Source organism: Mesorhizobium sp. RCAM 05099 (assembly GCF_059683685.1).
This window is the reverse complement of the sequence record NZ_CM185035.1, coordinates 404,580-427,984: the sequence shown is the minus strand read 5'-3', so window position 1 is coordinate 427,984 and position 23,405 is coordinate 404,580. Positions and strand designations below refer to the sequence as shown.

Genomic DNA, 23,405 nt, shown 5'->3' with positions numbered 1-23,405 from the left:
ACTACTGGACTAGACCAGCGCAACACACACTTGGCGCGTTCGTGGCCCATGCTTTAAGATCGCTTTGGACCCAAGGGTTCGAAGGGTCGATCACAGGCTGGTCAGGGGACATCGCATGGCAATCAGGGATCCATTCGGCCTGACATTTTCGGGCGCGACAGAGACAGGTTTTTCGCCCTACAGCCATGCTGTCCATGAATTGCAGTGCTTCATCGGCGATCCGGTCGCGTCCGTCGATCGTGCCATCGTCGAGGATCCCGGCTTCGTCATGGCGCATGTGTTCAAGGGTTATCTCTTCGGCCTCGCCACCGAGCGAGAGGCGACGGCGGTGGCCAGGGCTTGCCATGCGGCGGCACTGCCGCTTGCCGCGACAACGCGGGAGCAGGCGCATGTCTCGGCCCTTGGCCATCTCGTCAACGGGCGCTGGCATGATGCCGGCAGCATTCTCGAGGACATCGCCATCGAGAATCCGCGCGACGCGCTGGCGCTGCAGGTCGGCCATCAGATCGATTTCTTCACCGGCAATGCCCGCATGTTGCGCGACCGCATCGCCCGTGCCCTGCCGTCCTGGCAGAGCGGCATGCCCGGCTACCACGCCATCCTCGGCATGCAGGCGTTCGGGCTGGAGGAAATGGGTGACTATGCGCGGGCCGAGATGCTTGGCCGCACGGCGGTGGAGATCGAGCCGCGCGACGGCTGGGCCCAGCATGCCGTCGCCCATGTCATGGAAATGCAGAGCCGGCAAAGGGATGGCATTGCGTGGATGCGCGCCAATCCCGAAGCATGGACGAAAGAGAGCTTTCTGCAGGTGCACAATTGGTGGCATCTGGCGCTGTTCCACTACGATCTCGGCGAGATCGACGAAGTTCTGGCCCTCTATGACGGCCCCATCTACAGCGACCGATCGACACTGGCGCTCAACATGGTCGATGCCTCGGCGATCCTGTGGCGGCTCTATCTCGGCGGCATCGATGTCGGCGACCGCTGGGCAGCGATCGCCGCCAACTGGCGCAAGGCCGGCGCCGGCAACTATGCCTTCAACGATGCCCACGCGATGATGGCCTTTGTCGGCGCCGGCCTCGACGCCCGTGCTCAGACCTTGCTCGAGGCGCAGCGCGAGGCCATGCGCGGCAGCGATGACAACGTCACGTTCACCCGGGATGTCGGCCACCCGCTGACACTCGCCATCAAGGCGTTCGGCGACGGCAACTACACCGAGACTGTGCGCCTGATCCGGCCGATCCGGGCGATCGCCCATCGTTTCGGCGGCAGCCACGCGCAACGCGACGTCATCGACCTGACGCTGATCGAGGCGGCCTTGCGGGCCGGTGACGGCGCGCTGGCCGGGGCGCTTGCCGCGGAACGTTCGATGGCTCGACCCGACAGCCCGCTGTCGGCGCTGCTTTCGCGTCGTGCGGCCGATTTGTCGGAGAATTGACCGGAAGCGGATCTTGTCTTAAAAACTGGCCAAGCCAGATTTTTTCGAGATCCGAAAAAATTAATGGCATGGGGAGGAAGACATGTATCTCGGGCTCGATCTCGGTACATCGGGCGTCAAGGCGATGCTCATCGATGCCGGGCAAACCGTCGTCGGCTCCGGCCATGCATCGCTCGATGTGTCGCGGCCGCATCCCGGCTGGTCGGAACAGGATCCCGCCGATTGGCTTCGCGCCTGTGAAGAGGCGATCGCCGCGCTGAGGGCCGCCTACCCGCGACAACTCTCCGCCGTCAAAGGCATCGGCCTTTCCGGTCACATGCATGGCGCGACCCTGCTTGACGCGGCCGACCAGGTGCTTCGCCCTTGCATCCTGTGGAACGATACGCGCAGCCATGCCGAGGCAGCTGCCCTCGACGCCAACCCGCGTTTTCGCGCGTTGACCGGCAACATCGTCTTTCCCGGTTTCACCGCGCCGAAGCTGGCCTGGGTGAAGAACAACGAGCCCGCCATTTTCGCCAAGGTGGCGAAGGTCTTGCTGCCCAAGGATTTCCTGCGGCTCTGGCTTTCGGGCGAGCACATTTCGGAAATGTCGGATTCGGCCGGTACCTCCTGGCTCGATGTCGGCGAACGGCGCTGGTCGGCCGAATTGCTCGCGGCGACATCGCTCGACGAAAGACAGATGCCGTCGCTGGTCGAGGGCACGCAGAAGGCCGGCGCCTTGCGCGCCGAGCTGGCTTCGAAATGGGGCCTGCAGGCCGGCATTCCGATTGCCGGCGGTGCCGGCGACAATGCCGCCTCGGCCTGCGGCATGGGCACGGTCGGCGCCGGCCAGGCCTTCGTCTCGCTCGGCACGTCGGGTGTTTTGTTTGCCGCCAACGCCTCCTACCTGCCCAACCCGGCGAGCGCGGTGCATACCTTCTGTCACGCCCTGCCTGACACCTGGCACCAGATGGGCGTCATCCTGTCGGCGACGGATTCGCTGAACTGGCTGTCGGAGATCACCGGCAAGGGCGCCGGCGAACTGACCGCCGAGCTCGGCGGTACGCTGAAGGCGCCGAGTGGCGTGTCGTTCCTGCCCTATCTGTCTGGCGAGCGCACGCCCTACAATGATTCCGCTGTTCGCGGCGCGTTCAGCGGACTGGCGCATGAATCGAGCCGCGCGGTGCTGACCCAGGCGGTGCTGGAAGGCGTCGCCTTTGCCTTCCGCGACAGCCTCGAAGCGCTGGCCAAGGCCGGCACGACATTGACGCGAGTGACAGCGATCGGTGGCGGCTCGCGCTCACGCTACTGGCTGAAGGCGATCGCCACCGCGCTTCGCCTGCCGGTCGACATTCCCGCCGACGGCGATTTCGGCGCCGCCTTTGGCGCGGCCAGGCTCGGCCTGATCGCGGCGACGGGCGCGGATCCGCTCAGCGTCTGCACGGCGCCCGCGACCGATGCGACGATCGAACCGGACGCTGCGCTCGGCGGGGCCTATGCGGATGCCTACCACCGCTTCCGGGCGCTGTACCCGGCAATCAAGAGTGTCACGGCGTGAGCGGTCTCTCGCCCACGCCGCGGCATCGCGGCTCACTGCGCCGGCACCTTGTCGAGGAAACCCGTAACGCTCTTCAGGCGGCCGTTCTCGATGACGCCGATGTCGGTGCCTTCGATGACGGACGGAGTGCCTTCCGGACCGAGGTTCCACGAGAAGCGGATCTTGTCGGCAAAACCGTCGGGCGTGCCCTTCAGCGAGAAGCGGAAGCCGGCAAAGCGCTGCTGCACGCCGTCGATGAGTGCCGCGACACCCGCATGGCCATCGCCCTGCATCAGCGGATCGCGATAGCTGACGTCTTCGGTGAAGATCGCCTTGAGCAAGGCTGCGCGGCGATCCGCGTCGCTCTCGTTCCAGGCGGTGATGTAGCCTTCGGCGATCTTGCTGAGGTCGGTCATGGTCTGTCTCCTTTGTTGACTGGCTTTGACATGAGCCTTTTCGACCGGCGGAAGAACGAAACCAATTACGCCTGAGGTAATCAAGGCGAACTATTCGAGAGGAAGAAAGCCATGAGCAGCGGATTTTTCGGCGACATCCAGAAGATCAAATACGAGGGTCCGGATTCGACCAATCCGCTCGCCTACCGGTTCTACAATCCGGATGAGGTTGTCGCCGGCAAGCGGCTGGAAGATCATTTGCGCTTTGCCGTCGCCTACTGGCATTCCTTCGCCTGGCCGGGCGGCGATCCGTTCGGCGGCCAGACCTTCGATCGCCCCTGGTTTCCCAAGGCCGGAGGCGTCGACACGATGGAACTGGCCAAGCTCAAGGCCGACGTCGCCTTCGAGATGTTCTCGCTGCTCGGCGCGCCCTATTTCTGCTTCCACGACGCCGACGTGCGGCCCGAGGGCAAGGATTTCTCCGAGAGCGCTGCCCGCCTCGATGAGATCGCCGATTACTTTGCCGGCAAGATGAAGCAGACCGGCGTCAAGCTGCTCTGGGGCACGGCCAACCTGTTCTCCAATCGCCGCTTCATGTCGGGCGCCGCCACCAACCCCGATCCGGACGTCTTTGCCTATGCGGCCGCGACGGTGAAGAGCTGCATCGACGTCACCAAGCGGCTGAAGGGCGAGAACTACGTGCTGTGGGGCGGACGCGAGGGTTATGAGACGCTGCTCAACACCGACCTGGCCCGCGAGCAGGAGCAGGCCGGCCGCTTCCTCAGCCTCGTCGTCGACTACAAGCACAAGATCGGCTTCAAGGGCACGATCCTGATCGAGCCGAAGCCGCAGGAGCCGACCAAGCACCAGTACGATTACGATGTCGCCACGGTCTATGGCTTCCTCAAGCGCTTCGGGCTGGAGAAGGAAGTCAAGCTCAACATTGAGCAGGGCCACGCCATCCTGGCCGGTCACTCCTTCGAGCACGAACTGGCGCTGGCCAATGCGCTCGGCATTTTCGGCTCGATCGACATGAACCGCAACGACTACCAGTCGGGCTGGGATACCGACCAGTTCCCCAACAACGTGCCGGAGATGGCGCTGGCCTACTATCAGGTCCTGCAGGCTGGCGGCTTCAAGACCGGCGGCACCAATTTCGACGCAAAACTGCGCCGCCAGTCCCTCGATCCGCAGGATCTGCTGATCGGCCATATCGGCGGCATGGATTGCTGCGCGCGTGGCCTCAAGGCCGCGGCCCGCATGGTCGAGGACAAGGCGCTGTCGGCTCCGCTGGCAGAGCGCTACGCCGGCTGGAACAGCGCAGAGGGCAAGGCGATGCTGTCCGGCAAGCGGACGCTGGAAGAAATCGCCGAGCGCGTCGTCAAGAAGAAGATCGAGCCGCAGCCGAGGTCGGGTCGCCAGGAACTGCTGGAAAACATCGTCAACCGCTACGTCTGAGAGCGGAAAGCCGTTTCGAACTGTTCGAAGGGCGGCAGGACAACGCTCCTGCCGCCCTGGAACGGGTTTGCGCGAGGCCGTTTCGGACGACAAGGTTTTGCCCTTTGCCGCCCTTCAATGACCTCGCTCCTGCCTTCAAACTGCCGTCACGTATCGCCTATAAGGATGCTTCGTGGCGGAGAGGAAGAAGGAGGCGAACCGATATGCAGAACGAACGTGAAATCGACGCCCTGCTCTCACCGGGCGAGGCCGGATCGATCATCGACCGGCTGATGGCAATGCCGCATCCGAAGGATGCTACGCACCGCTCGAACGAATGGGACCGCGCCGTCGCCAGCCGTTTTGAGACCCATCTTGCCAGACAGATGCGTTCGCAGATCGACGCCGGCGCAGACCGCCAGAACGCTGCCTGATCCTGCCGATTTTGTGCATGTCGTTGCCCCAAAACCGCAATACACTTTTGGGCGACATGCATATCAGCCTCGGCGCAGCCTGACCGGCGCTTCGCCGAAAGCCCGTGAAAATGCCCTTGAAAATGCCGCGGCGGATGAAAATCCAGTCCGCCCGGCTATATCGGCCATCGCCACCCTGGTGTCGACCACCAGCCGTCGCGCCGCCCCCAGGCGCAGCCTGAGATAATAGGCGCCCGGCGTCTCGCCGATCGACTTGCGGAAAATGCTCTCCAGCGTCCGCGCCGTCACACCGGCGCGCTTGGCCACCGCTTCTATGGTCAGCGGCTGGTCGACATGCGCTTCCATCAGCCGGATGGCTTGCGCCAGCCGCGGATCGTAGCCGTCGAGCCGTCCGAGTGAGACGAGCGGCTGCGCATCGGTCGCGGCGCGAGCCTGGTCGTAGATGAAGACGCTGGCGACATCGAGCGCGACGGCCATGCCGAGCCGCGTGCGAATGAGATGCAGCATCAGGTCGAAGGTCGGCGAGGCACCACCCGAGGTGAAGACCGGCCCGTCGATGACATAGCGGTCCGGGCGGACATCGACGCCGGGAAAGGCCGCCGAAAAATCCTCCATGTCTTCCCAGTGGGTGGTGGCGCTGCGCCCTTCCAGCAGGCCGGCGCGCGCCACCAGCCAGGTGCCGGCCTCGACGCCGCCGCAGGCGCGCGCCGCCCGCGCCGCCCGGCGCAGGCCCGACAGCAGAGCTGACGTTGCATAATTCTGGGTGCCGAAACCGGCAACGACGACAAGAACATCGGTTGGCTCGCTCGCATCGAAATGGCCGCTCACCGCCACTGGCAGGCCGCAAGTGGTGACCGGAGCCTCGCCGGTCACCGAGACCAGTTTGAAATCGAACAAGGTCTCGCCGGAAATGCGGTTGGCGGCGCGCAGCGGGTCGACGGCCGACGCGACGCACATGATGGACGAGCCGGAAAACACCAGCAGCGTCACCTTGAGCGGCAAGCGCTCGGCGCGAAAGATTGTCGGCTTTTCGCTTTTGATCATGAGAGCTTCGTAAAACGCAAAACAGTTTCCGGCAAGTCAGTCATTGTTGGTTCGTTCTGGTGCATGTCGTTATCCCAAAACCGGTTTCCCACTTTTGGGCGACATGCATGGCTATCTCGATTGGGAGGATTTCGATGCCGCTCGCGATGAACCGTGAGGTTTTCATTACCTGTGCCGTGACCGGGTCCGGCGGTTCGCAGGATCGCAGCCCGCATGTGCCGCGCTCGCCCAAGCAGATCGCCGATTCGGCCATCGACGCGGCCAAGGCGGGTGCGGCGATCGTCCACTGCCATGTGCGCGATCCCGAAACCGGCAAGCCTCGGCGCGACGTGCATCTCTACCGCGAAGTGACCGAGCGTATCCGCGCGGCAGACGTCGACGTCATCCTGAATCTGACCGCCGGCATGGGCGGCGACATGGTGTTCGGCTCGCCCGAGGCGCCGCTGCCGCTCAACGAAAAAGGCACCGACATGGGCGGCGCCACCAACCGCATGGAACATGTGCGCCAGTGCCTGCCGGAAATCTGCACGCTCGACTGCGGCACCATGAACTTCGCCGAGGCCGACTATGTGATGACCAACACGCCCGGCATGTTGCGCGCCATGGGCGGCATGATGACGGCGCTGGGCGTCAAGCCGGAGATCGAGGCTTTCGACACCGGCCATCTGTGGTTCGCCAAGCAGCTGGTCGAGGAAAAGGTGCTCAAGCCTGACGCTCTAGTGCAGCTCTGCATGGGCGTGCCGTGGGGCGCGCCTGACGACCTCAACACCTTCATGGCCATGGTCAACAATGTGCCGTCGACCTGGAACTGGTCGGCCTTCGCCATCGGCCGCAACCAGATGGCCTATGCCGCCGCGGCGGTGCTGGCCGGCGGTAATGTCCGCGTCGGCCTCGAGGACAATCTCTGGCTCGACAAGGGCGTGCTGGCGACCAACGCGCAGCTGGTCGAGCGCGCCGCCAGCATCGTCACCAATCTGGGCGCCAGGATCCTCGGACCCGAGGAGGTGCGCAAGAAGCTGAACCTGACCAAGCGAGCGCCGGTCACGGCATAAGCTGAACCTGGCTGGGAGGTCGGCATGACAACCGTCAAATTCACCGCGATGAAGGATGGCGACAGGGACGATTACGAGTTGCTGACCGCACACGAGATCGACTATGCGGCCAGGACCGGCGAGCGGCTGCTCGATGCGCTGGTGCAGCTCGACGAGGGCCTGTCGGGCTACAAGATCACCCGGCTTGGTCATTCGCTGCAGGCGGCGACGCGCGCCTGGCGCGATGGCGCCGACACCGACTGGATCGCCAGCGCGCTGCTGCACGACATCGGCGACATCTATGCGCCCTACAATCACGATGAGTACGCCGCTTCGATCCTGAAACCCTTCGTGCGCGAACAATGCACCTGGGTGGTGGAGAAGCACGGTGATTTCCAGCGCCTCTATTACGCCCACCACCTCGGCGGCAACCGCCATGCCCGCGACCGCTTTGCCGGCCATGCCTATTTCGACGACTGCGACCAGTTCTGCGAACGCTGGGACCAGTCGAGCTTCGACCCCGACTACGACACGCTGCCGATCGAATTCTTCCGGCCCTTCGTGCTGGAAATCTTTGCCCGCAAGGCCTACGACCCGTCCGTGATCCGCGCCGGCGAGCGCGTGCCTCTCATTGATCCCCAGACAGCCACGACAAGAACCGGAGCTTCCGCATGAGCATCATCAACAAGGCAGCCGCCATCGGCGGCGGTGTCATCGGCGCCGGCTGGGTGGCGCGGCTTTTGCTCAACGGCATCGACGTGTCGATCTTCGATCCCGATCCGGAAGCGTCGCGCAAGGTCTCGGAAGTGATGAAGGGCGCGCGCCGCGCCTACAAGCAGATGGTTCCCGGCGGCCTGCCCAAGGAAGGCAAGCTGACCTTCGCCAAGACCATCGCCGAAGCGGTCGCCGATGCCGACTTCATCCAGGAAAGCGTGCCGGAACGGCTCGACCTCAAGCACCGCGTGCTGGCCGAGATCGACGCCCATGCGCCGGCCAACGCCATCGTCGGCTCGTCGACCTCCGGCATCAAGCCGACCGACATGCAGGTGGCGATGAAGAAGCATCCGGAACGGCTGGTCGTCGGCCATCCGTTCAACCCGGTCTATCTCCTGCCGCTGGTCGAGATCGTCGGCGGCGAACAGACCTTTCCCGAGGCGATCGAGGTCGCCAAGGAGATCTACGCCTCGATCGGCATGAAGCCGGTGGTGATCCGCAAGGAAATCGAGGCCTTTGTCGGCGACCGCCTGCTGGAGGCGGCATGGCGCGAGGCGCTGTGGCTGATCAAGGACGGCATCTGCACGGTCGAGGAACTCGACGACATCATGCGCTATGGCTTCGGCCTGCGCTGGGCGCAGATGGGCATGTTCCAGGTCTATCGCGTCGCCGGCGGCGAGGCCGGCATGCGCCACTTCATGGCCCAGTTCGGCCCGTGCCTGAAATGGCCATGGACCAAGCTCATGGATGTGCCGGAGTTCAACGACGAGCTGGTCGACCTGATCGCCACGCAGTCGGACGACCAGGCGCACGGCCTGTCGATCCGCGAGCTGGAGAAGATCCGCGACGACAATCTGGTCGCGATCATGGATGCGCTGTCGAAGCAGAACAAGGGCAAGGGCTGGGGCGCCGGCGCCTTGCACAAGGACTACACCCGGCAGTTGGCCAAGCTGGCGGCGAAGAAGCCCACGGCCTCCAAGGCGGCCGAGAAGGCCAAGGCCTCCAAGCCGGTGAAGAAAGCCGGGAAGCCGAAGAAAAAGACCAGCAAGAAGAAGGGCTGAGACCATGGATTTCGGTCTGTCGGAGGAACAGAGGCTCATTGTCGAGACGACGCGCGCCTTCGTCGAGAATGAGCTTTATCCGCATGAGCGCGAGGTCGAGCGCACCGGCGTGCTGCGCCGCGAGCTGATCGAGGAGCTCAAGGCCAAGGCGATCGAGGCCGGGCTCTACGCCGCCAACATGCCGGCCGACGTCGGCGGCGCCGGCCTGGATACGGTGACCTGGCTGCTTTACGAAAAGGAACTTGGCCGCGCCAACTACGCGCTGCACTGGACCTGCGTGGCGCGCCCCTCCAACATCCTGCTGGCCGGCACGCCCGAGCAGCGCGAAAAGTATCTGTTCCCATGCATCCGTGGCGAGAAGTGGGACTGCCTGGCGATGACCGAGCCGGGCGCCGGTTCCGACCTGCGCGGCATGAAGGCGACCGCCGTGCAGGATGGCGACGACTGGGTGCTGAACGGCACCAAGCATTTCATCAGCCACGCTGACCTTGCCGATTTCGCCATCGTCTTCATGGCCTCAGGCGAAGAAGAATCCGCGCGTGGAAAACGCAAGAAGATTACTGCCTTCTTCGTCGACAAGGGCACCAAGGGTTTTGCAGTCCGCGACGGCTATCGCAACGTCTCGCATCGCGGCTACACCAACGCCATCCTGGAATTCGACGATTGCCGGCTGCCTGCAAGCCAGGTGCTCGGCGAAGTGCACAAGGGATTTGACGTTGCCAATTCCTCGGCTTGGCGCGACCCGCCTGCAGGTCGGTGCCACCTGTCTCGGCCGCGCCGAGCGAGCGCTTGGCCATGCCGTCGAATATGCCGCGCAGCGCCAGCAGTTCGGCCAGCAGATCGGCAAGTTCCAGGGCGTGTCGTTCAAGCTGGCCGACATGGCGACCGAACTGAAGGCGGCCGACCTGATGGTGTTCGAAGCCGGCTGGAAGTACGATCAGGGCACCGTCACCGATCAGGACATGGCCATGGCCAAGCTGAAGGCCACCGAAATGCTCGCCTTCGTCGCCGACGAGGCGATCCAGATCCACGGCGGCATGGGGCTGATGGACGATCTGCCGCTGGAGCGCATCTGGCGCGACGCGCGTGTCGAGCGCATCTGGGAAGGCACGTCGGAAATCCAGCGCCACATCATTTCGCGGGCGCTGCTGCGCCCGTTTGGAGCCTGATAATGCACAAGCTAGAGCGTCTCCTGCGGCCGAAGTCGATCGCCGTCTTCGGCGGTGCGCAGGCCGCGGCTGTCGTTGCGCAATCGATCAAGATGGGCTTTGCCGGCGAGATCTGGCCTGTGCATCCGACCAAGGACGAGGTCGCCGGCCGCAAGGCCTATCGTTCGGTGGCCGAGCTGCCCGGCGCGCCTGACGCCGCCTTTGTCGGCGTCAACCGGCATTTGACCATCGAGGTGATCAAGGCGCTGGCCGAACGCGGCGCCGGCGGTGCCGTCTGCTTTGCCGCCGGCTTCCTCGAGACCGAGGCTTATGACGATGACGGCCAGCGGCTGCAGGCCGAACTGGTCGCGGCGGCGGGCCAGATGCCGATCATCGGGCCGAACTGCTATGGCCTCATCAACTACGCCGACGGCGCGCTTCTGTGGCCAGACCAGCATGGCGGCATCAGGCTGGCCGAGGGTGGCCGTGGCGTCGCCATCATCACCCAGTCGTCCAACATCGCCATCAACATGACGATGCAGAAGCGTGGCCTGCCGATCGCCTTTTTGATGACCGCCGGCAACCAGGCGCAGACCGGCCTGTCCGAAATGGCGCTCGGCCTGATCGAGGACGAGCGGGTCACGTCGCTCGGCCTGCATATCGAGGCCTTCGATTCGGTAGCCGGCTTCGAGAAGCTGGCGGCGCGGGCGCGCGAGCTAAAGAAGCCGATCATCGCCATGAAGGTCGGCCGCTCCGAACAGGCGCGGCAGGCGACCGTCTCGCACACCGCCTCGCTCGCCGGCTCGGACGCGGCATCGGGCGCCTTCCTGAAGCGGCTCGGCATCGCGCGTGTCGATTCGATTCCCGCCTTCATCGAGGCGTTGAAGCTTCTGCACATCACCGGTCCGCTGCCCGGCTATCGACTGTCGTCGATGAGCTGCTCGGGCGGCGAGGCGTCCGTCATGGCCGACAGCGCCGAAGGGCGCTGGGTCAATTTTCCGGTCCTGACCGACACCCATCGCGCCCATGTCAAATCGACGCTCGGGCCGCTGGTCGCGGTGGCCAACCCGCTCGACTACCACACCTTCATCTGGAACAATGAGCCGGCGATGACCGCCACCTTCACCGCCATGGTGTCGGGCGGCTTCGACCTCAACATGCTGGTGCTCGACTTCCCCCGCCCCGACCGCTGCTCGGACACCGACTGGTGGGCGACGCTGCGCGCCTTCGAATCGGCGCTGAAGACCAACAAGGCGCAAGGCGCGATCGTCTCCTCGTTGCCGGAGAACCTGCCGGAAGAATACACGGCCGGGCTGATGGCGCGCGGCATGGTGCCATTGTTCGGTATTTCCGAAGCCATGGACGCCGCCCAGGCGGCAGCCTTCATCGGCTGGGCGTGGCACGAGCCGCAGGCGCAGCCGATCGACACCTCGGCTGCCGGCGCACCCGGCGGCGACCACGTCACCCCCGACGAGGCCGAGGCGAAGGCACGGCTGATCAAGGCAGGCCTGCCGGTGCCGAAAGGTGAACGCGCCGGCAATGCGGTCGAGGCGGTGATCTCGTCGATGGCGCTCGGCTTTCCCGTCGCCCTGAAGGCGCTGGGCGTTACCCACAAATCCGAGGTCGGCGCCGTCAGGCTCAATCTCAAGGACACCGAATCCGTCAGCACGGCGGCGCATGACTTGCTGCCGCTCGGCACCGGGCTTTATGTCGAGCGCATGGTGCGCGACGGTGTCGCCGAACTGATCGTCGGCTTCACCCGCGATCCGATGTTCGGTGCGGTGATGACGCTGGGCACCGGTGGCGTGCTGGTCGAACTGTTGCGCGACAGCGTCACGCTGATGCTGCCGGCAACCCGCGACGACATCGAGGCGGCGTTGCGCGGCCTTAAACTCTATCCGCTGCTCGAAGGCTATCGCGGCCGGCCGAAAGCCGATGTCGCCGCGGCCATCGACGCCATCTCGGGCATTGCCGCCTTCGTGCAGAAGAATGCCGGCGAGATCGAGGAACTCGACATCAACCCGCTGATCGTCTGCGCCGAGGGCAAGGGTGCCTGGATCGCCGACGCGCTGCTGGTGCTGGGAGACAAGAAGAATGGCTGACGTCATCACCACTCGCCGGGAGGGCACGATCCTCGAGGTCACGCTCGACCGGCCCAAGGCCAACGCCATCGACCTGAAGACGTCGCGGCTGATGGGCGAGACCTTCAAGGCGTTTCGCGACGACCCCACCTTGCGCGTTGCCATCGTCAAGACCGCCGGCGACAAGTTCTTCTGCGCCGGCTGGGATCTGAAGGCGGCTGCCGGCGGCGATGCGGTCGACGGCGACTATGGCGTGGGCGGCTTTGCCGGCCTGCAGGAACTGCGCGACATGAACAAGCCGGTCATCGCGTGTGTCAACGGCATGGCGGTCGGCGGCGGCTTCGAGCTGGCGCTGTCCTGCGACCTCATCTACGCCTCCGATCACTCATCCTTCGCGCTGCCTGAAATCCGCGCCGGCACGCTGGCCGACGCGGCGACGATCAAACTGCCGAAACGCATCCCCTATCATGTCGCCATGGACCTTTTGCTCACCGGACGCTGGATGGATGTCGCCGAGGCGCATCGCTGGGGCCTGGTCAACGAAGTGCTGCCCAAGGAGAAGCTTGAGGACCGGGTCTGGGAGATCGCCCGGCTGCTCGCCAGCGGTCCGCCGCTGGTGTTTGCCGCGATCAAGGAAACGGCGCGGGTGGCCGAGGCGCTCAGCTTCCAGGATGCGATGAACCGGGTGACGCGCCGCCAACTGCCGACGGTCGATACCCTCTACGGTTCCGAGGACAATATGGAAGGCTTTCGCGCGTTTGCAGAAAAGCGCGATCCGGTGTGGAAGGGGAAATGAGCGGCAGGCCAGCTCCATGACCGACTACAAGAAACTGATCGACGCCGAGACCTGGGCCTTCATCGAACGGACGAATTCATACTATCCGCCGGACACGATCGACTACACGATCACCCAGCAGCGCGAGATCTACAACCACATGTGCCGGGAGTTCTTTGCCGGCTATCCCGAAGGCGTCTCGGTCGAAACCGCTGCCATTGCAACGCCCACGCACGACATCCCGATCCGCATCTACCGAAACACCCCGCAAGCGGCAGCGACGGTGCTCTATTTCCATGGCGGCGGCTTCATCCTCGGCGGGCTGGACAGCCATGACGATGTCTGCGCCGAGCTCTGCGCCCGTACCGGATATGAGGTGGTCTCGGTCGACTACCGGCTGGCGCCGGAACACCTGCATCCGGCCGCTTTCGACGACGTGATGAACGCCTTCGAATGGGCCGCCACCACCCGCAATCACCCCATTCTGCTTTGCGGCGACAGCGCCGGCGGCAATCTTGCCGCTGCCGTGAGCCATGCGACACGCGGCCATCCGCGCAAGCCGGTCGGCCAGGTGCTGATCTATCCCGGCCTCGGCGGGGACCGAGCAAAGGGATCCTATCTCAGGCATGCCGAAGCGCCGATGCTGACCATGCGAGATCTCGAATTCTACAAGCACATCCGCACTGGCGGGCAGGAGCGCAGCGGCGACGCGACACTCGCACCGCTTGCCGACACCGACTTCTCCAACCTGCCGCCGACAGTGCTTGTCACCGCAGAATGCGACCCGCTGTCGTCTGACGGTGAGACCTACCGCGATCGTATCGTCGCGGCAGGCGGGCGTGCCACCTGGTTCGAGGAACCGGGGCTGGTGCATGGCTATCTCAGGGCCCGGCACACGGTTGGCCGCGCCCGCGCGAGCTTCACCCGGATCGTCGATGCGGTAGGCGCCCTTGGCAAGGGCGCCTGGCTCTGGTGAGCGATTTCCCCCTCCCGTAGAGAGACGATGGCACTGGCGTGATTCGATGCGGACTCACCATGCCGGAACGCTTTCGCTCGGCTTGACACCTGCATTAGTAATATGCAGACTGCATACATATTAAGGATCTGGAGCCGGATAACCTCATGCAACGCCTGCCGCTGATCGCTGCCTTTATCGAGCCTTTCGACCTGCTCCGCTGCATCTCACCGCTGCCACGTCATCAACGGGGAGGACGCATCGAGGGGCCAAAGCCGGATCGCCGCGAGAGCCCTGCGCCCCGCATACGGACACCGAAGTGACGCGAGGCACCGCCTGCGGCGCTGGCATAGGCGGAGGCGCGATGCAGAGCGGGCAGACCAACCCGCGGTGACCGACAGCAAGGAAATCGCAGACATGACCAGGCTCGGAGGCGCGTTGGCGCTTCATCCTCGGCGCATGTGTCGACACGGATGATTATCGCGACCGCCCGTGCCGCGAACACCATTGGCGGGGATGGCGACCACAGACCAGGCAGACTGGAGCGCCCACATCCCGATTGTCGCGGCGAACCGGCACGACGCCCTCGTCCGACGGCATCGAGCCACGCCCCCCGCGCGGCTGGATCCCTGTTCGAGAACACAGCCGGACATATGCGGCATATATAATTCAGGCCAAAACCTGCTCTCGAATTCCTATGCGGCCAGCGACTATGTAATTCCGGCCGCCGCTTGGCTGGCGGCCGGAACGACAATCTGGCTTCGAACGAACATGAGATTAAATTCAGTCTGGCTGACCTCAAGGGAAAGCCGCAGGGTGCCGACGGAGTATTTCATCCTGGCAAACCTGAGGGAGCAGGGAGCAATCATCGGCCGACTCGCCGGCCACCCGATCGCTGACACGGTCGTCGATGCGCGTGGACGGCGTTATCATTTTGTCGGCGTCGCACCGCGCGACCGCAGCGGGCGCTTCGATGTCGAAGCGCTCCGCACCGGCGAATGGATCGTCCAGCCGGGATTGGTCTATGCCGTCGATGGCAAAGCGCCTCCGTCAAAGCCGCCACGGCGCGGGCGAGGCCAGCACCGGTCTTGATGGAGCGACACCAGAGATGCTTCCCCCCAAGGCCAGCATAGCCTCACGGATCGCGGTTTCGGTTTCAGGACGGACGGCGGTCAATGGCAGTCGGACGTCCGGGCTCAGCCCCAGCGCCAGGCTCAACGCGTGTTTGACCGGCACCGGATTGCTCTCCAGCTCAAGTGCGGCGATCAGTGGCCGCAAGCGATGATGGATGGCCCGCGCGGTGTGATGATCGCCTTGCCTGCAGGCATCATGCATCTCGACACACAGTCGCGGCGCGACGTTGGAGACCACGGAGATGGTGCCACGCCCGCCCATCGTGTTGAAGCCGAACGACGTCGCGTCGTGGCCCGACAGGCAGATAAAGCGGCGCCTCAGCACAGCAGGAAGCGAGGATAGCCGGTTCACATCACCGGTGGCATCCTTGATGCCGACGATGGCTGGAATCTGCGCCAGGTGCTCGATCGTCTCCAGCGACAGGTCGACACCGGTTCGCCCCGGCACATTGTAGACGATGATCGGTATCCTGACCTTGCTGGCGACAGCTTCGAAGTGGCGAAAAATACCCTCCTGGCTCGGCCTGTTGTAGTAGGGCGTCACGATGAGGGCGGCGTCGGCGCCGAAAGCTTCGGCGGCTGTCGAAAAGGCAATCGTGGTCTCGGTGCTGTTCGTGCCGGTGCCGGCGATGATCGGCACCCTGCCGCCGGCAATTTTCACGCAGAGCGCGATGATGTCGAGGCGCTCCTCCCACGACAAGGTAGGGGATTCACCTGTGGTGCCGCACGGGACCAGCCCGTTGATCCCTTGTTCGATCTGCCAACGCACGAGCGTGGTCAGTTGCTTCAGATCGACCTCGCCGTCGGTGAACGGCGTCACCAGCGCGGTCATCGCTCCGGTCAGGCGTAATCGTGCTTGTTCTGATACCATGGGATTCTCCTGGGTGATTTCTTGGCTGCGCTGCCTGTTCGAGGTGCGACAGAAGCAGGGCCGACAGCACGGCGGCGGCCATATCCGTATGGTCCGCTTCGAATTTTCCAGCCTGGGACGGCGTCCCTGCGGGCGTGGCTTGAATGCGGCAGAGCCAACGCTCCCCGCTCCTGCTGATGGACGACACCGCACGCTCCGGCCTCGACAAGGCGGCGAGCAGGAGGACGGCGTCGAGCGTGGCGCCGGCCTCGACCAGATGGGTGAACCGGCGGCCTTGTCGGGATGATCTGTCGAGCGACAGACCGCGCGCGGCTTCCCCCAGCTGGTGTTCGAGCAACCTGCCGACATGCGGCAGGCGATCAAGCAATCCGGTGAGGTTGGCGCTGTTAGGCCCTGCAATGTTGTTGGAATTGTCCATGGCCAGATCGGTCCGGTCGGTTCGGAACCAAGCGCGGATCAGTTGAACAGGGACAACCGGACGCCTGCCGGGGCGAAGCGTATCGCCCCGGCGCGATGGCCGCTTTCCATCGTGGCGAAACGCACGGCGGAGCTCCTGTCGGCAAAAACGCCGCCGGTCTGGCCTTCTTCGTCGCGCGCGATCCAATGGCCTTCGCCGTCGCGTCCAACGACGAAGCGGTGAAGGGCGTTTCCGTCAGGGGAAATGTGGGAGCCTTGCATGATCACCTCCTGCCTTGCGATCAGGAAAGCTGGGCGGCAATCGCGGCGGCGGCCAGCAAGGCGCCGACGACCAGCAGCCACCATGTCGGTGTGAATGGCGCGACAAGTCTGGCCGGCCGGCGATTGCTGTTGGCCGCGAGCCGGATACGTTCGACCTGCGACGCCGGCAGCGGACGATGGGTGGGCAGATAGAGCCCGTCTGAGAGGAACATCGGAGACTTCCTTCTTTCTGAACTGTCGCCACCAGGTGGCGACTGCCTGCAGCGGCTCAGGACCGGCTGCACTCAGAAAGATAAAAGCATCCGCATTTGTATTCGAGGCGGCTCAAAACGGAAAAATATAAAAAAGTCATATGTTTATCGCCCGGGCGTATGTGGAACCCAGGCCGGAAAATCAGGCCGCGATGGCGTCGTTTCACGCCACCGAGGCGGCCGCTGCCCGGCCAGCGCTGCGGCCGGAAAAGATGCAGCCGCCGAGGAACGTGCCTTCGAGCGCCGCGTAGCCATGCACGCCGCCACCGCCGAAACCGGCGGCCTCGCCAACGGCGTAGAGCCCGGCGACCGGCTGACCATCGGCGCCCAGCACGCGGCTGTCGAGATCCGTCTGCAGGCCGCCCAGCGTCTTGCGGGTCAGGATGTTGAGGCGGACCGCTATCAGCGGGCCATTTGCCGGATCGAGCATCTTGTGCGGCCTGGCGGTGCGGATCAGCCGGTCGCCGAGATAGGCGCGCGCACCACGCAGAGCGGTGATCTGCATGTCCTTGGAGAACGGATTGTCGAGCTGCCGGTCGCGGGCGCGGATTTCGCGCTCGACCTGGGCAAGTTCGAGCAGCGGCTCGCCGCCGGCCAGCGCGTTCATACGGGCGACCAGCGTTGGCAGGTCGGCCTCGACGATAAAGTCCTCGCCCTTCTCCATGAACGCCTTCACCGGCCCCGGAATGCCCGACGTGGCGCGGCCGAGCACCTGGCGCCAACTCTTGCCGGTCAGGTCGGGGTTCTGTTCGGAACCCGACAGCGCGAACTCCTTCTGGATGATCTTCCTGGTCAGGATGAACCAGGAATAGTCGAAGCCGGTCGCCATGATGTGGCTGAGCGTGCCCAGCGTGTCGAAGCCGGGATAGAGCGGGACCGGCAGGCGCTTGCCGCGCGCATCGAGCCACAGTGATGACGGGCCGGGCAGGATGCGGATCGCGTGGTCGGTCCAGATCGGCGCCCAGTTCTTGATGCCCTCGACATAGTGCCACATGCGGTCGCGGTTGATGATCGAGCCGCCTGCCTGTTCGGCGATCGCCAGCATGCGGCCGTCGACATGGTCGGGCACGCCGGTGATCATGCGCTTCGGTGCCACGCCCAACCGCTGCGGCCAGTTTTCCCGAACAAGCTGATGGTTGCCGCCAATACCGCCGGAGGCAACGATCACCGCTTGCGCATGCAGCTCGAAATCGCCTGATATCTCGCGCGCGCTCTTGTGGCCGCGCTCGACAGTGCTCGGCTGCAGGATATCGCCGCGCACACCGGTTATCGTCGCGCCCGTCCGCGTCAGTTCATTAACCCGGTGACGGAACCTGAAGTCTATCAATCCGCGCTTCTGCGCCTCGCGCACGCGCAGGACAAAAGGTTCGAGCACGCCGGGGCCGGTGCCCCAGGTGATGTGGAAGCGCGGCACCGAATTGCCGTGGCCGATGGCATTGCCGCCACCGCGCTCGGCCCAGCCGACCACCGGGAAGAACTTCAGGCCGCGTTGCATGAGCCAGGAGCGCTTCTCGCCGGCGGCAAAGCCGACATAGGCCTCGGCCCATTTGCGCGGCCAGAAATCCTCGGGCCGGTCGAAGGCTGCGGTGCCCAGCCAGTCCTCGAGCGCCAGGTCATGCGAATCGCGGATGCGCATGCGCCGCTGCTCGGGCGAATCGACGAGGAAAAGGCCGCCGAAAGACCAGAACGCCTGGCCGCCCAGAGACTGCTCCGGCTCCTGGTCGACGATGACGATTTTCTTGCCGGCCTCGGCCAGCTCGGCGGCGGCAACCAGCCCGGCAAGGCCGCCGCCGACAATGATCACGTCCGCATCGTCCGCCATTTCCCCTCCCAGGTAGCCGGCTAAAGCAATTCCGCGAAAGCGTCCGGAATTGCGTCAGAACAAAGAGTTAGACGGCCTCCCAGCCATCCTTGCCGCCGGCGCGGAAGATGGCGTCGATGACCTTCTGGTTGAGCACGGACTCCTCCAGCGTGAAGACGCGCTCCTTGCCGCCCTGCGCCGCCCGCACGAAGGTCTCGACCTCCAGACGGTATTGCTGCGTGCCGGGGAAGCGGAACACCTGCGCCTCGGTGTGGTTCTGGTTGTGCAGCTCGACGCGATGATGGTCGTAGAGCCCGGCATTGAACGGCGAGAACACCTCGATGAAACCCTTCTCGCCATGGAACACCATGACCTGGCGCGCCGCCATCTGCGTCGACAGGTAGAAGGACAGTTCGAAGTCGCCAAAATCGGCGCGGATCGAGGAGTAGATGTCGGTGCCGAATTTTTTGTCGCGCTCGATCGTCGCCTGGACGCGCAGCGGCTCCTTGCCGGTGGAAAAGCGCGTCGACACGGTCGGGTACACGCCGATGTCGGGCAGCGCGCCGCCGCCGAGATCGAGCTGGTTGCGCATGTTGTTGGGGTCGACATTGTAGTAGGAGAACGCACCCTGCACATGCCGCAACCGGCCTATGGCGCCGCTGGCGATGAGGTCGCGCACCTTGATCCATTGCGGGTGGTAGATGACCATGAAGGCTTCGCAGACCAGCACTTTGCTGGCGTCGCGAAGTTTGATCAGCGGCGCGATGTCCTTGGCGTCGAGCGCCAGCGGCTTTTCGACCAGCACGTGCTTGCCGGCTTGAATAGCCTTCGCCGTCCATTCGACATGCTGCGACGTCGGCAGCGGGATATAGACGCCGTCGACCTCGTTTGAGGCGAGTAGGTCCTCATAGGAGCCGAAGGCATGGCGCGCACCGAAGCGCTCGGCCAGCGCCTTGGCCTTCGACAGGTCGCGGCTGGCGATCGCCGCCAGCACGCCATTCTCGGCCTCGACCATCGCCGGCAACAAATGCTCGCGGCCGATCTTGGCCGTCGACAAAACACCCCATCGGAACATCACGCTTCTCCATGTCGATTACAGGCGACGAGGTTTGCCCGAAATCGGTGGAAAAGCCAATGCGCAGTGCTGGTTCCTCGCCCCACGAAGTGGGGGAGAGGTGGCCCGGGCGAAGCCGGGACGGAGAGGGGCCTTCGTAAAGTGCCCGGGCTTGCCGGCTCGAGCGCCCTTAGGCGCGTGTGTTGTTGAAGGGCTCTGCGTCACCAGCGGCATCCCCCTCTCCGTCTCGGGCTTCGCCCGAGCCACCTCTCCCCCGCTTTGCAGGGGCGAGGAGGCAGGCCGCGTTCAGCCTCGCTTGCCGATCAGCGTCATGTCGAAGTCGACGATGTTCGAATAGAGCGGTGTGCCGACATCCATGCCATAGCGCGACCTGAGCACCTTGCCGGTGACGTGGAATTTGATCGTGCCGGCCTTGAGACCGCCCAGCTCCGCGGTGAATTTTTCCGGAAAAGTCTTGCCGCGTGCCGTAAGCCGGCCGGTGACCAGCGCCGTGGTGTCGCTGGTGCGGGTCACGCCGGTGGAGCGGAACCGGATTTCCGGGCTGTTGGCGGCGTCGAACACCGCGTCGGAGCGCAGGAAGGCGTCGATGCAACCCTGGCCGGTGCCGACGCTTTCGGGAAAGATGGTGAAGTTGACCTGCGAGCGAGCGACATCGCTGTCGTCGATGCGGATCGAGCCCTTGAAGCGGGCGAAGCCGCCATTGAGGCCGCCGCCACCTACCTTGCCGATGGAAAATCGGATGCTGGAGCTGGCCGGACTGATCGAGTAGCTGCCGGCGGCGTCGCCGAGCGCGACGGCCGCGAAGACAGGCATGGCAATGCAAGCGGCAACCGCCGCAAATCCAAGGATGCGCGCAAACATGGGAGTATTCCTTTTTGGAGGAAACGCTTTTCGCGTCCTCGCCCCAGGAACGAACGAAACGCCCGTTCTATTCCCCACCTGACGAAGGTGTGATCATGCGGGTGAGCACATTGTCCCTGAGCCGGAAATGATGACGCAGCGCGGCCGCGACATGCAGAACGACCAGGGCGATGCCGGCATAGGCGAGATACCAGTGCGCCGCGGCCCAGAAGCTTTCCGCGGCGTCCGATTCGGTCAATGGCAGGTTCGGCATGACGAAAAGATTGAACGGCATGCTGGGGATTTCCAGCATCGACACGGAGACCAGAGCCCAGCCGGACAAGGGCAGAGCGATTTGAAAAGCATAGAGCGCGAGGTGGGCGAGCGGCGCGGCCCGGCGCTCCAAGGTTCCAACCGAGCGCGGCAGCGCCGGCGCCGCATTGCCAGACCGCCAGGCGATGCGCAGTATCACCAGCCCGAGCAGCAGAAAGCCGAAGGATTTGTGCAGCTGGATCAATTCGAAGGCGGTGCGCTGGCTGCTGAGTCGCACCATGATGAAGCCGAGCGCGAACTGGCCGATGAAGATCAGCGCAATCAGCCAGTGGAGAAGGATTGTGCCCCAGCCGTAGCGGGTCGTGCTGTTTGTGATCGATGCAGGCATGGGGCGTGAACGAATGCCGGGTGGGCTTTCTTCCGGCGCACTTACCCGCCCCCTTGTGGAGAGGGTGGCGCGCTCATCCACTCACCTTGAAGAAATCAACAAAGGCACGCAGCGCCGGCCGCATCTGGCGGCGGATTGGATAGTAGACGAAGAAACCGTCGAAGGACGGGCACCAGTCCTCCAGCACGCGGATAAGCCGGCCGTCGGCGATTGCATCGCGAACATAGTCCTCGAATACGAAGGCCAGGCCGGCGCCGTCGATCGCCGCCCTGGCGATGAGGTGATCCTCGTCGAGGATCAGTGGCCCTTGCGCGGCAAACTCGATCTCCTCGCCGTCCTTCTCGAATTCCCAACGATAGAGAATGCCGCTGGAAAAACGAAAGCGGATACAGCGGTGGCTGGCCAGATCGTGCGGATGCGATGGTTCGGGCATGGTCGCGAAATAGGACGGCGCGCCGACGACAGCGCCACGCAGATTGGGCCCGATGCGCACAGCGATCATGTCGCGCTGCAAGCTTTCGCCGAGCCGCACGCCGGCGTCGAAACCGCCTTCGACAACATCGGTGAATCGATCCTCGATGATGATCTCCAGCACAATGTCGGGATAGGCCGCGGCAAAGGCACCGAGCCGCGGCGTCAGCGCTAGGTGGGCTGCGGTGCGTGGCACGGTCAGCCTGAGATTGCCGGCCGGCCGGTCGCGCGCCTCGATCGCTGTCTCCAGCGCCAGATCTATCTCCGACAGCGCCGGCCGCAGGCGCTCCAGCAGTTGCGCGCCCTCTTCGGTGGGCGCGACGCTGCGCGTGCTGCGTGACAGAAGACGGACGCCAAGCCGCGCTTCCAGGCTGGACACCGCGTGGCTGACCGCCGACGGCGCGATGGCCAGTTCCCTGGCCGCGCCGCGAAAACTGCCGCACTGGGCAACGGTTGCCAGTAACGCAAGCTGGGACAGATGAGCTCGGTTCATTGATCTATTTTCTAGAACAGCCTGTACAAATGAGAGACGATTATCGAACACAAGGCAAGGCGCTATCTCCTGGGCATCACAACAAGGAGACGCGTGATGCAAACCCGCAAGCTAGGAACTGAACTGAACGTCTACCCGGTCGGCCTCGGCTGCATGGGCATGAGCTTCGTTTATGGCGGCCAGCCGGAAGCCGAGGCGATCGCCACACTGCACCGCGCCGTCGAGATCGGCGTCAACTTCTTCGACACGGCGGAAGTCTACGGCCCTTACGAGAACGAGATCCTGCTCGGCAAGGCACTGAAGTCGGTGCGCGACAAGGTGACGATCGCCACCAAGTTCGGCTTCAAGATTCTGGAGGAAGGCACCGGCACCGAGCGTATGGCCGGCGTCGACAGCCGTCCCGAGCACGTCAAGGCCGTCGCCGAGGCGTCGCTGAAGCGGCTCGGCACCGATGTGATCGACCTCTACTACCAGCACCGCGTCGACCCGAACGTGCCGATCGAGGATACGGTCGGCGCCATGGCCGAGCTGGTGCGCGAGGGCAAGGTGCGCGCACTCGGCCTGTCGGAGGCGAGCGCCGCAACCATCCGCCGGGCGCATGCCGTGCATCCGATATCCGCGGTGCAAAGCGAATACTCGCTTTGGACCCGCGACCCCGAAGACGAAGTGTTCGCCGTCTGCCGCGAACTCGGCATAGGCTTCGTTCCGTATAGTCCACTCGGCCGTGGCCTGTTGACCGGCACGATCGCCAAACCCGAGGCTTTGGGCGACGACGACTGGCGCCGCGGTCAGCCGCGTTTCCAGGCCGACGCCATGGCGGCCAATGCCAAGGTTATCGCCGCGCTGGAAAAGATGGCGACCGAGAAGGGCGTGACCTCGGCGCAGCTGGCCCTGGCCTGGGTGCTGCATCAGGGCGATTTCATCGTGCCGATCCCCGGCGCGCGAAAGATCCGCCATCTCGAGCAGAACACGGCGGCGGCGGGGATCGAGCTGAGCCAGGCCGAGGTGGCGGCTATCGGTGATGCGCTGTCGCCCGACAAGGTGGTTGGCAAGCGCTACACCGAGGAGTTGCTGGCGCTGGTGAATGGCTGAGCGTTGGCAG

General features: G+C 64.5%; 22 protein-coding genes and 1 pseudogene. 13 read left to right on the top strand and 10 right to left on the bottom strand.

Annotation, left to right across the window (positions count from 1 at the left end):
- The first annotated feature begins 115 nt into the window (after positions 1–115).
- Together AC56QQ_RS02050 and xylB are read left to right on the top strand one after the other, a co-directional pair.
- Positions 116–1,438 (top strand): tetratricopeptide repeat protein, encoded by a 1,323-nt coding sequence (locus tag AC56QQ_RS02050; protein WP_497125367.1) that lies wholly within the window; start codon positions 116–118, stop codon positions 1,436–1,438.
- A gap of 82 nt (positions 1,439–1,520) precedes the next feature.
- On the top strand, positions 1,521–2,975 hold the full coding sequence (gene xylB / locus AC56QQ_RS02045; protein WP_497125366.1) for a xylulokinase: 1,455 nt from the start codon (positions 1,521–1,523) through the stop codon (positions 2,973–2,975).
- A gap of 32 nt (positions 2,976–3,007) precedes the next feature.
- Here the strand turns inward: xylB and AC56QQ_RS02040 are convergent, their stop codons facing one another.
- A complete protein-coding gene (locus tag AC56QQ_RS02040; protein WP_497125365.1) occupies positions 3,008–3,370 on the bottom strand; it encodes a nuclear transport factor 2 family protein in 363 nt (120 codons plus the stop codon).
- Positions 3,371–3,481: 111 nt separating this feature from the next.
- On the opposite strand from AC56QQ_RS02040, the gene xylA reads away from it, so the two are divergent.
- Positions 3,482–4,807: a xylose isomerase gene (xylA, locus tag AC56QQ_RS02035; RefSeq protein ID WP_489858798.1), complete on the top strand. Its 1,326-nt coding sequence runs from the start codon at positions 3,482–3,484 to the stop codon at positions 4,805–4,807.
- 203 nt (positions 4,808–5,010) lie between these two features.
- Positions 5,011–5,220: a hypothetical protein gene (locus AC56QQ_RS02030; protein WP_489858799.1), complete on the top strand. Its 210-nt coding sequence runs from the start codon at positions 5,011–5,013 to the stop codon at positions 5,218–5,220.
- A 63-nt stretch (positions 5,221–5,283) separates the two neighbouring features.
- Here the strand turns inward: AC56QQ_RS02030 and AC56QQ_RS02025 are convergent, their stop codons facing one another.
- Positions 5,284–6,264, bottom strand: coding sequence for a GlxA family transcriptional regulator (locus AC56QQ_RS02025; RefSeq protein WP_497125364.1), 981 nt, complete (start codon positions 6,262–6,264; stop codon positions 5,284–5,286).
- Between the two features lie 134 nt (positions 6,265–6,398).
- Here AC56QQ_RS02025 and bcoG point away from each other — a divergent pair, with 134 nt between their 5' ends.
- The 8 genes and pseudogenes from bcoG (at position 6,399) to AC56QQ_RS01985 (ending at position 15,121) form a co-directional block, all read left to right on the top strand.
- On the top strand, positions 6,399–7,316 hold the full coding sequence (bcoG, locus tag AC56QQ_RS02020; RefSeq protein WP_497125363.1) for a 3-dehydrocarnitine:acetyl-CoA trimethylamine transferase BcoG: 918 nt from the start codon (positions 6,399–6,401) through the stop codon (positions 7,314–7,316).
- A 24-nt stretch (positions 7,317–7,340) separates the two neighbouring features.
- Positions 7,341–7,970, top strand: coding sequence for an HD domain-containing protein (locus AC56QQ_RS02015; RefSeq protein ID WP_497125362.1), 630 nt, complete (start codon positions 7,341–7,343; stop codon positions 7,968–7,970).
- Positions 7,967–9,070: a carnitine 3-dehydrogenase gene (locus AC56QQ_RS02010; protein ID WP_497125361.1), complete on the top strand. Its 1,104-nt coding sequence runs from the start codon at positions 7,967–7,969 to the stop codon at positions 9,068–9,070. The genes AC56QQ_RS02015 and AC56QQ_RS02010 overlap by 4 nt, the downstream gene beginning before the upstream one ends.
- A 4-nt stretch (positions 9,071–9,074) precedes the next feature.
- Positions 9,075–10,239, top strand: a pseudogene (locus AC56QQ_RS02005) (acyl-CoA dehydrogenase family protein).
- A gap of 2 nt (positions 10,240–10,241) precedes the next feature.
- Positions 10,242–12,320 carry an acetate--CoA ligase family protein gene (locus tag AC56QQ_RS02000; protein ID WP_497125360.1) on the top strand — a complete coding sequence of 693 codons (2,079 nt, stop codon included), beginning with the start codon at positions 10,242–10,244 and terminating at the stop codon, positions 12,318–12,320.
- Positions 12,313–13,095 (top strand): carnitinyl-CoA dehydratase, encoded by a 783-nt coding sequence (locus AC56QQ_RS01995; protein ID WP_497125359.1) that lies wholly within the window; start codon positions 12,313–12,315, stop codon positions 13,093–13,095. Before AC56QQ_RS02000 ends, AC56QQ_RS01995 begins: the two co-directional genes overlap by 8 nt.
- 16 nt (positions 13,096–13,111) lie before the next feature.
- The gene (locus tag AC56QQ_RS01990; RefSeq protein WP_497125358.1) at positions 13,112–14,050 is read left to right on the top strand and encodes an alpha/beta hydrolase; all 939 of its coding nucleotides are present in this window, start codon (positions 13,112–13,114) and stop codon (positions 14,048–14,050) included.
- A gap of 750 nt (positions 14,051–14,800) precedes the next feature.
- Positions 14,801–15,121, top strand: coding sequence for a hypothetical protein (locus AC56QQ_RS01985; protein ID WP_497125357.1), 321 nt, complete (start codon positions 14,801–14,803; stop codon positions 15,119–15,121).
- On the opposite strand, the gene dapA is transcribed toward AC56QQ_RS01985, so the two are convergent.
- The 8 genes from dapA to AC56QQ_RS01945 form a co-directional block, all read right to left on the bottom strand.
- Entirely contained in the window at positions 15,080–15,994 is a 915-nt protein-coding gene (dapA, locus tag AC56QQ_RS01980) for a 4-hydroxy-tetrahydrodipicolinate synthase (RefSeq protein WP_497125356.1), read from the bottom strand. The genes AC56QQ_RS01985 and dapA overlap by 42 nt on opposite strands.
- A 495-nt stretch (positions 15,995–16,489) precedes the next feature.
- The gene (locus AC56QQ_RS01975) at positions 16,490–16,711 is read right to left on the bottom strand and encodes a hypothetical protein (RefSeq protein WP_489858809.1); all 222 of its coding nucleotides are present in this window, start codon (positions 16,709–16,711) and stop codon (positions 16,490–16,492) included.
- A gap of 20 nt (positions 16,712–16,731) precedes the next feature.
- On the bottom strand, positions 16,732–16,923 hold the full coding sequence (locus AC56QQ_RS01970) for a hypothetical protein (protein ID WP_489858810.1): 192 nt from the start codon (positions 16,921–16,923) through the stop codon (positions 16,732–16,734).
- A gap of 202 nt (positions 16,924–17,125) precedes the next feature.
- Positions 17,126–18,784 (bottom strand): FAD-binding dehydrogenase, encoded by a 1,659-nt coding sequence (locus AC56QQ_RS01965; protein ID WP_497125355.1) that lies wholly within the window; start codon positions 18,782–18,784, stop codon positions 17,126–17,128.
- A gap of 67 nt (positions 18,785–18,851) precedes the next feature.
- Positions 18,852–19,838, bottom strand: coding sequence for a Gfo/Idh/MocA family protein (locus AC56QQ_RS01960; RefSeq protein ID WP_497125354.1), 987 nt, complete (start codon positions 19,836–19,838; stop codon positions 18,852–18,854).
- 285 nt (positions 19,839–20,123) lie between these two features.
- A complete protein-coding gene (locus AC56QQ_RS01955; RefSeq protein WP_497125353.1) occupies positions 20,124–20,699 on the bottom strand; it encodes a YceI family protein in 576 nt (191 codons plus the stop codon).
- A 67-nt stretch (positions 20,700–20,766) separates the two neighbouring features.
- Complete coding sequence (locus AC56QQ_RS01950; RefSeq protein ID WP_497125352.1) at positions 20,767–21,339, bottom strand: cytochrome b; 573 nt, start codon at positions 21,337–21,339, stop codon at positions 20,767–20,769.
- A gap of 73 nt (positions 21,340–21,412) precedes the next feature.
- Entirely contained in the window at positions 21,413–22,303 is an 891-nt protein-coding gene (locus AC56QQ_RS01945; protein WP_497125351.1) for a LysR family transcriptional regulator, read from the bottom strand.
- Positions 22,304–22,399: 96 nt separating this feature from the next.
- On the opposite strand from AC56QQ_RS01945, the gene AC56QQ_RS01940 reads away from it, so the two are divergent.
- Positions 22,400–23,395: an aldo/keto reductase gene (locus AC56QQ_RS01940; protein WP_497125350.1), complete on the top strand. Its 996-nt coding sequence runs from the start codon at positions 22,400–22,402 to the stop codon at positions 23,393–23,395.
- Positions 23,396–23,405: the final 10 nt, after the last annotated feature.

Coding starts and splice junctions, on each gene's coding strand:
- AC56QQ_RS02050 (WP_497125367.1), top strand. CDS start 116: ATGGCAATCAGGGATCCATTCGGCCTGACATTTTCGGGCGCGACAGAG.
- xylB (WP_497125366.1), top strand. CDS start 1,521: ATGTATCTCGGGCTCGATCTCGGTACATCGGGCGTCAAGGCGATGCTC.
- AC56QQ_RS02040 (WP_497125365.1), bottom strand. CDS start 3,370: ATGACCGACCTCAGCAAGATCGCCGAAGGCTACATCACCGCCTGGAAC.
- xylA (WP_489858798.1), top strand. CDS start 3,482: ATGAGCAGCGGATTTTTCGGCGACATCCAGAAGATCAAATACGAGGGT.
- AC56QQ_RS02030 (WP_489858799.1), top strand. CDS start 5,011: ATGCAGAACGAACGTGAAATCGACGCCCTGCTCTCACCGGGCGAGGCC.
- AC56QQ_RS02025 (WP_497125364.1), bottom strand. CDS start 6,264: ATGATCAAAAGCGAAAAGCCGACAATCTTTCGCGCCGAGCGCTTGCCG.
- bcoG (WP_497125363.1), top strand. CDS start 6,399: ATGCCGCTCGCGATGAACCGTGAGGTTTTCATTACCTGTGCCGTGACC.
- AC56QQ_RS02015 (WP_497125362.1), top strand. CDS start 7,341: ATGACAACCGTCAAATTCACCGCGATGAAGGATGGCGACAGGGACGAT.
- AC56QQ_RS02010 (WP_497125361.1), top strand. CDS start 7,967: ATGAGCATCATCAACAAGGCAGCCGCCATCGGCGGCGGTGTCATCGGC.
- AC56QQ_RS02000 (WP_497125360.1), top strand. CDS start 10,242: ATGCACAAGCTAGAGCGTCTCCTGCGGCCGAAGTCGATCGCCGTCTTC.
- AC56QQ_RS01995 (WP_497125359.1), top strand. CDS start 12,313: ATGGCTGACGTCATCACCACTCGCCGGGAGGGCACGATCCTCGAGGTC.
- AC56QQ_RS01990 (WP_497125358.1), top strand. CDS start 13,112: ATGACCGACTACAAGAAACTGATCGACGCCGAGACCTGGGCCTTCATC.
- AC56QQ_RS01985 (WP_497125357.1), top strand. CDS start 14,801: ATGAGATTAAATTCAGTCTGGCTGACCTCAAGGGAAAGCCGCAGGGTG.
- dapA (WP_497125356.1), bottom strand. CDS start 15,994: ATGACCGCGCTGGTGACGCCGTTCACCGACGGCGAGGTCGATCTGAAG.
- AC56QQ_RS01975 (WP_489858809.1), bottom strand. CDS start 16,711: ATGCAAGGCTCCCACATTTCCCCTGACGGAAACGCCCTTCACCGCTTC.
- AC56QQ_RS01970 (WP_489858810.1), bottom strand. CDS start 16,923: ATGTTCCTCTCAGACGGGCTCTATCTGCCCACCCATCGTCCGCTGCCG.
- AC56QQ_RS01965 (WP_497125355.1), bottom strand. CDS start 18,784: ATGGCGGACGATGCGGACGTGATCATTGTCGGCGGCGGCCTTGCCGGG.
- AC56QQ_RS01960 (WP_497125354.1), bottom strand. CDS start 19,838: ATGTTCCGATGGGGTGTTTTGTCGACGGCCAAGATCGGCCGCGAGCAT.
- AC56QQ_RS01955 (WP_497125353.1), bottom strand. CDS start 20,699: ATGTTTGCGCGCATCCTTGGATTTGCGGCGGTTGCCGCTTGCATTGCC.
- AC56QQ_RS01950 (WP_497125352.1), bottom strand. CDS start 21,339: ATGCCTGCATCGATCACAAACAGCACGACCCGCTACGGCTGGGGCACA.
- AC56QQ_RS01945 (WP_497125351.1), bottom strand. CDS start 22,303: ATGAACCGAGCTCATCTGTCCCAGCTTGCGTTACTGGCAACCGTTGCC.
- AC56QQ_RS01940 (WP_497125350.1), top strand. CDS start 22,400: ATGCAAACCCGCAAGCTAGGAACTGAACTGAACGTCTACCCGGTCGGC.